Here is a 13614-nt window from a genome sequence, read left to right on the forward strand (position 1 = left end):
AAAAATAAAAATATAAAAGGCATAAATGACTACTAGAAAAATACAGCAAAAAATATTTTATCCGACTTCTTTGGTGCTGGCGGTGATAATGTCAGATGCCTGTTTGGCCGCCGAGGTGCTGACAAAAAAAAGATCACCTACCAAAAAGACAGAAGCGGTTTTAAAAAATTCGGATATCGTTGAATTGAAGGCAGTAACTGTGGCTGGAAAAGCCGCTCAAGAACCTGGCGATCCTTATGACAAAAGCTACAGTTCCACTAATAGCACTGCCGCCACGAAAACTGATACGCCATTAATAGAAACTCCAGTGTCTGTGCAAGTTGTGCCAAGAGTGGTAATGGACGACCAAAAATCAGTGACGGTTAAGGACGCATTAGAAAATATCAGTGGCGTAAGGCCTCAACCTACGTTGGGAAATGATGTTGGTTTTTTGATTAGAGGATTTAGGCAGCCTAAATTTTTTCGGAACGGCTTAGTTGCTAATGGGACAAATGCCAATTTCCCCAGTTTTTTCGATACCGCAAATATTGAACGCTTAGAGGTGTTGAAAGGCCCTGCTTCTATTCTATTTGGCCGTATCGAACCTGGCGGGCTGATCAACTTAACCACAAAAAAACCGCGTGATATAGCTTATTATTCCTTAGAACAGCAGTTCGGCTCCTACGATTTCTATCGTACCCAGTGGGATGCCACTGGGCCGGTCACAAAAAACGGAAAAGTACTGTATCGCTTCAATGGTTCCAACCTTAACAGCAACTCTTTCCGAGACTTTATCTTTAAAGATCGCGTCATGGCTGATGCCAGCCTGACTTGGCGTGCGACCGATGCCACGGATTTTACTGTCGAAGTGGAAGGTATAGACCAAGATTATCAGGCAGATTACGGTATTCCGGTAGTCGGCACACGTCCGGCCGCCATTCCGGTCAGCCGGAGTTTCGGTGATCCTAACGATCCGGTGGATCACGCCTCAAAAGTCAATCTGAATACCGAATTGACGCATCGCTTTAATGAGTCATGGATATTCCACAACCGTTTTTTGATGCAACGCACCAATTCTGCAGAAACATTCATTAACCCGGCCCCTGCTTTCGGAAAGGCTTTAAACGAAATAACTGGCGAGATGCAACGGAATATTTTCTTTCAGAGCCAGGACACGGAATCGTACGCCACCAATCTCGATTTGACCGGCAAATTCCAATTTGGCTTGACCCGGCATGAGATCTTAGTGGGCTATGATTATTTAAGATCGTTTACAAAGTATCACACACAAGGTTTTTATGATAAGGCGAACTCGCCGGCATTAGACATCAATATCTATAATCCAGGCCCTAGTTATGGTATAGATCCGGCGCTGTTCACTAGCACTCTACTTAATACCGAGCCTTTAGACACTGGGAGTAATTTTTCCGTATTTAAGGATCAATGGCATGGCGTTTATTTCCAAGACCATATTGTCCTTTGGGATAAATGGCATGTCTTAGGTGGCGGCCGTTACGATTGGACGGAAACTGGTACAGCCTATAGGGAATCTTTCGCGGTGGCCGATAACGCTTTAAGCCATTCTTCCCCTAGCATTATCCGAAAAAATGAAGGTTTTAGCCCTAGAGTAGGTCTTCTTTATCAACCTTTGAATTGGCTAAGCGTTTATGGAAATTGGACAACATCGTTTGGGGCTAGTAATGGCATATCTTCCACGGGCGCTACCTTTGCTCCCCAAATTGGCGAGCAATTCGAGGCGGGTTTCAAGACCGAGTGGTTTGATAAACGGTTGTTTGCAACCATTGCCTATTACCATCTCACCAAAGAAAACCTGTTGACCCCCGATCTGTCCACACCCGATCTGAATGATAGCGTGGCAATTGGCAAACAAAGAAGCCAAGGCCTTGAGTTGGATGTGTCTGGCCAACTAACCGAAGAAGTGAGCATGATCGGAAATTATGCCTATACCGATGCCCAGATCATTACAGATACTCGGAAACTGAATGGTCACCTGAACGGCTATGAGGGTAACCGTTTACCTAATGTGCCCAAACACTCAGGCAGTCTTTGGCTGAAATATGACATAAAGCGGTATGTGCCGCTTAGGGGGGTAAGTTTCGGTGTCGGTGCCTATGCGGTAGGCCAACGTGAAGGTGATAACGAAAACTCCTTCCAATTGCCAGGTTATGTGCGTCTCGATGCTTTTACCGCTTACCACTGGAAAGTCGGTGGGATGAAATGGACAGCGCAATTAAACGTCCGTAATTTGCTTGACAAAACCTACTATGAATCGACTGATCCTAATTTGAATCTCTCGCCGCGTTTAAGCGTTTATCCGGGTAGCCCATTGTTTGTGATGGGTTCGATTAGATTGGAGTATTGATTTGATGCTTAACCGCATCAGATAGGTAGTTTGCCCGATAATCTGTTGGTGTTGTATTTAGGTAATCTGGGCAAAAACGTTGCGATGGCAAATGGCTGATAACCAATCGGGTTACTGAACCATTTCATAAAAGCCACAATAATCGGCCTTATTAAATATGAAACGTACTCATGATGGCTTATCCGGCGACGGTTTCGGATCTGCTGTAAGTCTTACTAAAAACCAGTTAGTCAAACTCAAAACACGCCGCAAATTTTGGTTGGATGTCCATTTATGGTTGGGTCTATTGTTGGGGCTGCTGTTGGCAGTCTATGGTGCGACCGGCAGCATTTTGGTATTTCATACCGAAATTGACGAGTTGTTAAATCCAGGGTTATTGAAAGTTCGTTCAAACGGTGGTTATCTGGCGTATAAACCGCTAGCAGACATTTTCGAAGTCGGCAAATCCGCATTACCGATAGATGCTAAACAAACGTTTGCAACGTATCCGCGCAACGACGAAGCGGCTTTCCAATTGGCTTATTTAGTTCCTGCCTTAGATGGAAAAACCGAAATTTGGCAAGTTTACGTCAATCCCTATACCGCGCAAATCGTCGGCAAACGCCTGATGGGGGCATCGGACAACCTATTTCCGTCCACTTTCATTGGCTTCGTATTCGAACTCCATTATTCCTTGCTGTTAAAGGAGGAGTTCGGCGCTGTCGTGGTCGGTGTTTCTGCCGCCCTACTTATTATTTCGGTGCTAACGGGTCTTATCGTTTGGTGGCCGTTGACCGGACGGTGGTTGCAGGCGTTAACGGTCAAACGCAAGGCAAGCAGCGAACGTCTTAATTACGACCTGCATAAAACCTCAGGATTTTATACCGCGCTAGTGATGTTGCCAGTCCTATTTTCAGGTATTTATATGGTCTTACCGCAAAACGTAGTGCCGGTATTGGAAGTGTTTTCGCCTGTGACATATCGTTATTGGTTCCGCTCCACACCCGTTGCTGGGGAGCAGGCTATTTCGATGGATAAGGCTGTCGCTATCGTTGACCAGCGATATCCGAAAGGGCGGCCTCATTGGATTTATGGTGCGCCCAATATTTATGACACTTATACCGTATGCAAAGATGGCGTTGATAGGCCGGGTAGTTGGTTGCAACGTATTTGCGTCGTAGTTGACCGTTATTCTGGCAAAATTCTTGACATTGACGATCCGGCCGATGCCTCTGTCGGTGATGTTTTCACCCATTGGCAATGGCCTTTACATTCAGGGCAAGCATTTGGCTGGGCGGGGCGTATTTTGGTGTTTGTGACGGGATTGGCGTGTCCGGTGCTGTTTATCACTGGGCTGATCCGCTGGTTACAGAAAAAAAATGCCAAATCATTATGTAAATCAAATAGCAATAAAAATACGCATAATAGCTTCCAGTTAATTGCCAATAGTGATTTAAAAACATCTGAAGACTAATACTTATTAAATGTTTCATGTTCCCCCTGGCAGTTGCCGTTTTCGTCATCTTGTTTAGGTTTTTTTTCATAAATATTGAGGTTTACAAATGCAAGAAACACAAAATAACGTTTTAAACGGCCAAGACGGTGTTGGGCCTATTTTTGTCCTTTCGTTGGAGCGCTCCGGTTCCACTTTATTGAGAAATATATTGGACGCTCATCCAGATATATTTAGTCCGGCCGAATTGCATATAGGCAGCTTATGCCAATTTATGTATGAAACGTCTTATTCTTGCCTATCGCAAATCGCCACTCATTTGAGCGAGGAAGATAAACAGGCTGAGGCAAAAGTTGAGGTTAGACGCGTTGTGACCGAATTAATGAATGGTTATGCTGCGCAAAAAAACAAAATATTTTGGTGCGACAAAACGACAGTCAATATTAACCATATTGACATCCTGAGCAGTGTTTTTCCGAATGCGAAGTTCATTTGTTTATATCGCAATTGTCTCGATTTTGTCTCTTCTTATCTGAGCGTAAGCAAATTAGGGTTTATGGAGGAGATAGCGCCTTATATACAAAGGAATCCCTATAACATCGTTTCTTCCATCGTCGATTATTGGATAGATAACAATAGTGCTATCCATGCATTTGAACTGGATAGTTTTCAGAAATGTTTCAAAGTGACATACGAACAAATCGTTTCCTCCCCCGATGAAACATTGGATGCATTATTTGCTTTTCTCGGTTTGGCTTGGGATAGCCAATTTTTTGAACGCGTGTTTTCCCACGAAGGAAAAGGGCCCGTGGACGGCGACATTAAATTCCAATTTTCAACTAAGCTGTCTACAGATTCCATAGGTCAAGGTTCCAAGATACCCTTGACATCAATCCCAGATAATCAGCTTGTCAGATTGAATAACTTGCTAGTCAAGCTTGGCTATCCCGCATTAATTTGCCGCCAATTTGAAGAACATCCTACCCAAGCACCCACCCAGAATATTAACGGTGATTGTGCAAATCCTTTTTTGGCAGACTTGTTCGCCAATCATTTTCCAAAATTGATTAAGGATCGCTTAGGGACTTTCCGTGCGCTCAACTGTGTTTGTAAATTGCAAGTGAATGGGGCAGAAAGCGGGGTGTGGACTTTCGATCTTACTAAGCCGGAAGGTTTAGTGCATACAGAAGATGCGGAAGCCGTTTGTACCTTGGGTGTGTCGGCGGAGGTATTAAAAGACTTAGTTTCAGGTAAGGCAACAGCTTTGGAAGCGTTTCAAAGAGGCCTGATAGGCGCGTCTGGAGATAGGAGAATGGCAATTAATTTCGGGCGGCTTCTGTTTGGCCAATAGGCCATATCTGACAATTCCAACAGGGTTCTTTAAGGATGGGGCAAAAGCTGGTTTCTTTAGGTTTGGCTTCCGATGATTTGCGTTTGTTCGAAGAACAGGGTGTGGCTAGGTCAGTTGCAGAAAGGGTTTCAACTACTAAACCGCAAAAGTGAAGCGATTAAATAAAATTACTTTATGTTAATGAAAGCTATGAAAAATAATACGCAATTATCTGAACCTAAGCTTGGCTTGTCTGCCGCCAAACAGGCGCTATTGCAAAAACGCTTGCAAGCGAAACCGATATTCCATCAGCCTGGGCAAGCCGCCATTTCCAAACGCCCTAACGGTCAATCGCCGTTATCGTTTTCCCAGCAACAACTGTTTTTTCTTGACCAATTGGAAGCCGACAGTTCCGCGTATAATTTTTCCATTGCCGTACGCCTTAAAGGCACGCTCAATGTCCCGGTATTAGAAAAAGCCATTAATGAGATCATCCGTCGGCACGAGGCCTTACGGACTCAGTTTGTCACCATCGGTATAGAGCCTATCCAGCAAGTTTTGCCAGAACTGAGGGTATCCGTCACAGTGGAGGATTTATGCGGGTTGGATAACCAAGTCGGCCAGCTGTTTAACCAAGAGTCGGCAATGCCTTTTAATTTGGCCCAATGTCCTTTGCTGCGGGTCAGGCTTTTTCTGATGGCCGATGTCCGTCCAGACCAGCAAGAGTTTGTGCTGATGATTACCATGCCGCACATTATCACGGATGGTTGGTCGGCCGCCGTTTTGTATCGGGAATTGGCGACGTTATACGAGGCTTATGTCCAAGGTTGGCCTTCGCCATTGCCGGAATTGGCTATCCAATATCCTGATTTTTCTTATTGGCAACGCCAGCAATTGCAGCCAGATGTGCTTGCGAAAATGTTTGCCTTTTGGCAACGCCATTTGTCTGGGTTAGACACCGATTTTGAATTGCCGACCGATAGGGTAAGACCGGCGGTGCAAACCTATAACGGTAGTGACCACCACTTTTTTTTGGCGCAAGGATTGACTGAAAACCTGCGGCAATTGTGCAGGAAACGCAACGTGACCTTATTCGCGCTGTTGTTTAGCGCGTTTAATGTGCTTTTGCACCGCTATGTCGGGGAACGGCATATTTGTGTAGGGACTCCGGTAGCCAACCGTGGCAGTGAGGATATTGAAGCCCTGATAGGTTTTTTCGTCAATGTGCTGGCTTTGCACACCGATCTTTCCGGCAATCCTACCTTCACCGCCTTACTGGATAGGACACAGGCAACGATGCTCGATGCCCAGCCCTATCAAGAGTATCCCTTCGAATTGTTAGTCAAACAGCTGAAGTTGGCTAGGAATCCCAGTTTCAACCCCTTATTCCAAGTTATGTTCGTATTGCATAACGTGCCTTTTGGCTCGATACGGGTGACAGGATTGGATATCACGCCATTTCCTATCGAAAATACTATTGCCAAATTTGATTTGACCCTGCATGTGACTGAAGAACACGACCAGTTGCATGCGGCCTTTGAATACAATGTCGATTTATTTGATGCGGACACGATGGCCCGCATGGGCGAACATTTTCGGGCGTTGCTGGAAAATATCGCCGATGCCCCAGAAACGCGGATCAGTGAATTGCGCTTGTCAGTTCCGCAGGAAAATCGGCAATTGTCGCCAAAATGGCAGGATGTCGAGTACATTACAGCAGATGAAAACCCTTGGCAAATCACAGAAGGCGATGTTGTCCACTCGTTGTTTGAAAAACAGGCGGGCCGTATACCCTCTGCCATCGCCTTATCGGCCAGTGGCCTGACCTTGACGTATGCCGAACTTAACGCTAAGGCCAACCAATTGGCGCATTATTTGTTGGACAAAGGCCTAAATCCCGGTGCGTTGGTCGCCTTGTGTTTCGGGCGCAGTTGGGAAATGGTGGTGGGCATTTTGGCCGTACTCAAAGCAGGCGGTGCTTATTTGCCGATAGATCCGCAATACCCTAAAAACGAAATCAAGTATCTGTTGGAAGATTCCGGTACGGCTCTGATTTTGTCTAAAACATCGGTATTGCCTGTTTTGCCGGATATAGCGGTGCCCATAAGCTGCATCGACAGTGATTGGGATATGATTTTTGGGTATTCCGCCACAAATCCGGTGCTGGCGATCCCTTCTGGTAATCTGGCTTATGTCATTTATACCTCCGGCTCTACCGGGCAACCCAAAGGTGTCGCCATTAGCCACCGTAACTTGTGGTGCTCGACCATGGCTCGGTTCGCTTACTACCCCGGTCAGGTGGCAAGCTTTTTGTTGCTCTCGTCTTTTTCGTTTGACAGTTCAGTGGCTGGCTTATTTTGGACATTGTGCCAAGGCGGGAAGCTGTGCATACCTTCCGACACCCACCATACCGACCCGACGTTTTTGGTGGCATGGATAAGGCAGGAGAAGATTAGCCATCTGTTATGTTTGCCGTCTTTTTACAACGTTTTGTTGGAGCAAGCCGATGCCGGACAACTGAAGAGCTTGCAGGCCGTTATTGTCGCAGGGGAAGCCTGTTTGGCAAAAGTGGCCGCCTATCATTACGCCCAATTGCCTGCCACCACCCTCTATAACGAATACGGGCCTACCGAAGGCACCGTCTGGTGTACGGTCTACCAAATCCCAACAACAATTGCGGATGGCTCAATACCCATTGGCCATGCCATTCCTGGGGTGCGCATATACATTTTGGATACCTATTTCAATCCGGTGCCGGTTGGCGTACCAGGGGAAGTGTATATTGGCGGAGAAGGTGTTGCTATCGGCTATTTGAACCAATCGGCATGGACAGCAGAACGCTTCATACCCAATCCCTTTGACCAAGTGGTGGGAACCCGCCTTTACCGGACAGGAGACCGTGCGCGTTACTGTACCGATGGCAATATCTTATTTTTAGGCAGAGCCGACCAGCAAATCAAACTGCGGGGATTTCGGGTGGAATTAAGCGAAATCGAAGCCAAATTGCGCAAACATTCCGCTATCAAAACAGCCGTTGTGCTTCATGCTGAAACGGCCTCAGGAAGTCAGCGCCTTATTGCCTACCTCACCGTCAAGCCTGAGCAAATCCAAACGGACACCAACAGCTTGCGCACTTTCCTGCACGACCATCTGCCCGATTATATGGTTCCGTCCACATTCGTGTTCCTTGATAGCCTGCCAACTACCTCTAACGGCAAGCTAGACCGTAAAGCTTTGCTCAAAATGGTTATCGATGAACAACCGGAAGGCCAGTATTGTCCTCCCAACACCCCCACCGAAGAAACCTTATGCGTGATCTGGGCACAGCTATTGGGGTTGGAAAAAGTCGGTATCCGGGATAATTTTTTCGAGCTGGGCGGCGATTCCATCCTGAGTATGCAAATGGTCAATCGGGCAAAACAAGTCAATTTGACGGTCAAGCCTAGGCAAATACTCGAATGCCAAACCATCGAGGCGTTAGCGAAAGTTATTGGTTACGCCAACGCCGTGCAGGCAGACCAAGGTGTCATCACTGGAGAAGTCCCGTTGACGCCTATTCAGCGGTGGTTTTTCGCACAAGCCTATACCAATCCTAACCATTGGAACCAAGCCGTTTTGCTGGATGTAAAACAACCTATAAATCCCACCTTATTGGCGGGTGTCGTACAGCGGTTGCTGAGTCAGCACGATGTCTTACGCAGCCATTTTTACCAAGACAATGGCGTTTGGCAACAATTGTTGCCGGAAACCGCCGACAGTGCGTGCGAAATTATTTCGGCCGACCTCTCTAGCCTTGCTGGAAACGGCTGGCAAGCCGCATTGGCCGAACAGGCAACGCATTGGCAACGTAGCCTTAATTTGAACCACGGGCCTATGGTCAGAGTGGTTTGCTTTGATTGCGGGCAAGATGTGGGCAGCCGTTTATTGGTTATTGTCCACCATCTGGTGATGGACGGGGTCAGTTGGCGGATTCTGTTAGAAGACATGGGTGTACTCTACCAACAAGCCCTTGATGGTAAGAAAATGGTCTTGCCGGACAAAAGCTCCCCTTTCAAACTGTGGGCGGAACGTCTTTCCGCTTACGCGCAAACGGCGTTGGCGGAGCGCAATGTCAACTATTGGCTGAATACCGATTGGGCCAGAGCCAATCATATCCTGCCCACCGATATTGCCGACGGCCTGGATTCTGAAGCAACCAGCGAAACCTTATCCGTTACTTTAAGTTCGGCAACAACGTCACTATTGTTGCAAAACGCGCCGCTTATTCATGGCGTACGGATCAATGAGGTACTGCTGGCGGCAGTTGTGACCGTACTGGCCGAATGGACGCAAAATAATGCGGTATTGCTGGAAATGGAGGGTCATGGCCGTGAACAGCTTTTTGATGATGTTGATATATCGCGTACTGTCGGCTGGTTTACCACCTTATTCCCTGTTTTATTCGAGTTTTCAGCAGGCCAAAGGTTTCCCGCACTGGTGCAAGCGCTACAAAAGCAACTGGCTATTATACCCAACCATGGCCTTGATTATGGAGTGGTGCGCTATTTGGGCAAAAATCCCGAACTTACCAAACGTCTGGAAGCCATTCCCACCCCTCAATTTGGCTTTAATTATTTAGGCCGTATCGATCAGGGCAACGGGGCAAACCCTCAATTTTCGCTTGTGCAAGCACCTGTAGGCCATCTCAAAGACCCGGCGGCGCAACGGACGCACAAGCTGAACATTGATGCTTCGGTCATAGCCGATGCCTTACATATTGATTGGAGTTACAGTAGTGCGTGTTACCGACCAGACACGATTGAAGAGTTGGCTAACACGGTTTTAAACATACTCGAAGATTTTGCTACGGCTTGTCCTGCCGTGGCATTGCCTGACAACACCTTGGTTGCAGATTGCGTCGAAAAATCACCCGCCCCCCTAGATTTACGGGCGGAAGCGATATTGGCTGCCGACATCGCCCCTAATTTCAACATCGGTGCTTCTTACGCCCCTTCACGCAATATTTTGTTGACGGGTGTCACCGGATTTGTCGGCGCGTTCCTGCTTGACGAACTCCTTACGCACACCCAAGGGCTTATCTATTGCTTGGTGCGGTCTGATACCGTCCAAGATACCGCCATTAGAATTGAGGCGACCCTTAATTGTTATGGCATCAACAACCCTTGGGTGAAACATCGGGTCGTGCCTTTATCCGGTGATTTGGCAAAACCGTTGTTAGGTCTGCCAGAAACGCAATTTCGGAAATTGGGCAAAACCATTGACGTAATCTATCACAACGGCTCATCGACCAATTTGTTATTGCCCTTTCAGGCCTTGAAAGCGGCCAATGTTTCGGGCACGCGGGAAATTTTACGCCTCGCTTGTCTCGGCAAGCCCAAGCCCGTCCATTACATTTCGACACTATCCATTTTCGAAGATGATACCGCAACGCTGCCGCCCGGATTTTCCGAAGATGATCTACCTAGCTTAAAAACTAAGCTGACAATGGGCTATGCGCAAAGCAAGCTAGTGGCGGAACATTTGCTCCGTGTTGCAAGCGGACGGGGCTTGCCGGTTAGCGTTTACAGATTGGGTGCCGTAACAGGACATAGCCGTACAGGTGCTTGGAATATCGGGGATTTCCATTGCCGATTCCTTAAAGTATGCCTAGACCTTGGCATGTTTCCGGCCAATAAAGCCGGGTTCATGCTGATGCCCATCGATTTTGTCAGCCACGCCATCATCGGATTGGCCAACTCCGATGCCGCACCAGGACGTACTTATCATATCTGTAACCCTAATGCGACACCCATGGACGAGCTTATCACTTGGCTAGACAGATATGGGTACCCAACCGTGAAAGTGCCGCCATCGGAATGGATTTATGCGTTTCACGCGCTGACTTCGCAATTGCAACACTCTACGTCACAGACTATAGCAGGGATGGTCGAACCTTTTGTCGAACACCACCATGATAACGCTGTCCCTTATCAAAATGGCCAGACAACACAAGCGTTGGCAGGCATCGGCATTGCCTTACCGACTATTGATGAAGGCGTGTTTGGCAAATCGCTTGATTATATGATCGGCTCAAGCTTTTTGGAACCGCCCACCGTGTCCTTATGCCAAGGAAAAGTACCGAGTACCGCCAAAAGCCACGGCATTATGACAAGGCCCTAATGCCCCGCCGATGAAACTGACCAAACACACGGCATCGCAGACCGGCCACCCTAATTTCTGAGGACATGACATTGAGCAAAAATCTTGACAGCAACACCATTGGACAAAATGCCCTGAAAGCCAGATGGGCAATCTATGAACCTGCGACCAGCACAACACTAGACACTATATGGCAACGTAACCAAGCCGGTAAAGCCACTTTCTTATTGGCTTCCCAACCTGTGTTTGCCGAATCGGCACAAGCCGCCTATTTGTTGTGCGAGTATATTAATGCCTTACGGAATAAAGCCGCCAAAGACATTTATAAGACTTTTTTTTGTAACTCCCGTATTGAGGCGCTGCATGGGGCAATAAAAATATCCCGGCACAATGCGCGTCTCAGCCATCCTGACAATGACGGCTTAGTATTGGTTTACGACCAAGAGCGCTATTACGCGGATTTATTCGATCCCTTGTCACAAGGCATCGACAAAGCACTGGTTCCCGGAGTGCTTTTTTACGAAGAACTGGCAGACTTGTCAAGTCAGCTGAATAACAGCAGTACGAAAGCCGCTGCGGTGGTCATGTGTTTATACGATGATTTTCCTCTTGATGAACTCAATCGGATACAACACCTGTGCCGGGAAAAACAAACCATCCTAGTTCTTAACACCGCCCATGCCTCCTGCGGTATGACGGAATCAAGCTTGGCACATTTGGCGGATAAGCCGGATATTGTCGTTTGGGGAGAGGCGTTGACCGACTATCAAGTGCCTTTTGGCGCTTTTTCCGTGCTTGATAGGTTTTATAAACCGTGGGCTAAGGTCTCCACTTGTTTCATGCACTCGTCCACCTACGGTGGCAACAGCTTAGTCACTAGCATGGTGCGGGATAAAATCCTCAAGAGCCTGCCCATAACGGCAAAGATAGCCGCCAAGTTCAACGCTATTGCCGATAAGCCCGCCGCAAGGATAAAGGCCTTCTGCACCTACATTAACCCCATCACTCCATTAATTTGTCATGCCGCAAAGCTGGATTTGGATATCACACAGGCCAAAGGTACAAAAATCACCATTAAAAATCAATCTACTGGAGAAATTGATTTAATTGATTGCATTGGCGGGGCGGGCAGTAACCTGCGCGGCTATAACCCGGCCGATATCGGCCAAGCGTTGGAAGCGCACCAGCCGGACACCGATTATTGGTCTGAACTTGCCCGCCTGTTAAGCGGCTTGGTCGGGCTGGATCATGCTTTTCCCGCCGTTAGCGGCGCGTGTGCGGTCGATATTGCCATTACTCTGGCGATGTTGGCTAACCCGCAACGCAGCAGGATCGTTATTTTCAAAGGCAATTATGCCGGCAAAAGCTTGATTTCCCTAAACGGCAGCGAGGATGAATTTGACCGGAAACCCTTTGTGCCGTTGTATTGGGATATTGTCTATCTGGATATTTTTTCGCCGACCGCCGATGTTGACTTGTTGCAGCAATTGCGCTCTGGGGAAATTGCGTTGGTTTGGTTTGAAGTCATGCAAGGCAATAGTCTAAACCAAGTGCCGCCCAAGTTGATAGACATCATCTTTCAGTATAGGAAAGACCTTGGTTACATTGTTGGCATTGATGAAATCCTCAACGGCATGTTTAGGACAGGGTCATTCGTATCGTTTGACCGTGACCAATACCAACCGGACATTATTACCCTATCCAAAGGTTTAAGCGATTTGACATTCCCGATCTCCGCCGTACTGGTTAGCGATACTGTTTATCAGCAAGCCAAGCATACCAATGAACAGGTGGTGACACGCTATGAGAACCAGTTCCTAAACCAATTAGGGGCGCATATCGCTTTGAATGGCCTCACCCAAGCAAATGCGCCGGGCAATCGGGAACGGATCAGGTACGCAGGCAACCGACTAAAATCCGAGTTGTGGGGAGTTGCTGGCCGCGCCCCGTTATTAAAAGGGATTAGGGGAGAAGGCTTACACTTGCACTTGATGCTTGATATGGAACAATTTCCGTTGTCCTTATTTGGTAAAGACGTTTCCGAATTACTCATTTCCCGCTTATGCCTTTCCGAAGGCCATGTCCTGCAATATTTTTGCCGACTGCTGCCGCCGTTGAACATCTCCGATCGTGAAATGGAGCAATTGGTGGTGGGTATAGAAAAATCTTTAAAAATCAGCCGTTTTTCTTTATTTTTATTTGGCCTCAAGCAAATTTTAGTTTTTTTGTACTTATTATCAGTGGCACAACTAAAGTCGGCGATTACAGGACTGACGACACAATTGTCGGGTTTACGGTATGGCAATGAATAGGTTATTTTTTGTTGACCTCAAGGGCGGCGGCAATCACGGT

The 13614-nt window shown here is 47.3% G+C and carries 5 protein-coding genes; all 5 read left to right on the plus strand.

From position 1 onward, the window contains the following. Positions 1–25 precede the first annotated feature (25 nt). Positions 26–2362 (plus strand): TonB-dependent siderophore receptor, encoded by a 2337-nt coding sequence (locus tag AADEFJLK_RS11135; protein ID WP_103974303.1) that lies wholly within the window; start codon positions 26–28, stop codon positions 2360–2362. A gap of 157 nt (positions 2363–2519) precedes the next feature. Continuing rightward, positions 2520–3815, plus strand: a complete 1296-nt coding sequence (locus AADEFJLK_RS11140; protein ID WP_103974304.1) for a PepSY-associated TM helix domain-containing protein — start codon at positions 2520–2522, stop codon at positions 3813–3815. Between the two features lie 88 nt (positions 3816–3903). Continuing rightward, on the plus strand, positions 3904–5145 hold the full coding sequence (locus tag AADEFJLK_RS11145; protein WP_103974305.1) for a sulfotransferase: 1242 nt from the start codon (positions 3904–3906) through the stop codon (positions 5143–5145). 189 nt (positions 5146–5334) lie between these two features. Further along, positions 5335–11283, plus strand: a complete 5949-nt coding sequence (locus AADEFJLK_RS11150; protein WP_170065088.1) for a non-ribosomal peptide synthetase — start codon at positions 5335–5337, stop codon at positions 11281–11283. Between the two features lie 71 nt (positions 11284–11354). Then, on the plus strand, positions 11355–13574 hold the full coding sequence (locus AADEFJLK_RS11155) for an aminotransferase class III-fold pyridoxal phosphate-dependent enzyme (protein ID WP_170065089.1): 2220 nt from the start codon (positions 11355–11357) through the stop codon (positions 13572–13574). Positions 13575–13614: the final 40 nt, after the last annotated feature.

This window comes from Methylovulum psychrotolerans (assembly GCF_002923755.1).
GTDB lineage: Bacteria > Pseudomonadota > Gammaproteobacteria > Methylococcales > Methylomonadaceae > Methylovulum > Methylovulum psychrotolerans.

What these genes read in the sequence shown, in the direction of transcription:
- AADEFJLK_RS11135 (WP_103974303.1), top strand. Translation starts at nt 26, where the DNA reads ATGACTACTAGAAAAATACAGCAAAAAATATTTTATCCGACTTCTTTG.
- AADEFJLK_RS11140 (WP_103974304.1), top strand. Translation starts at nt 2,520, where the DNA reads ATGAAACGTACTCATGATGGCTTATCCGGCGACGGTTTCGGATCTGCT.
- AADEFJLK_RS11145 (WP_103974305.1), top strand. Translation starts at nt 3,904, where the DNA reads ATGCAAGAAACACAAAATAACGTTTTAAACGGCCAAGACGGTGTTGGG.
- AADEFJLK_RS11150 (WP_170065088.1), top strand. Translation starts at nt 5,335, where the DNA reads ATGAAAAATAATACGCAATTATCTGAACCTAAGCTTGGCTTGTCTGCC.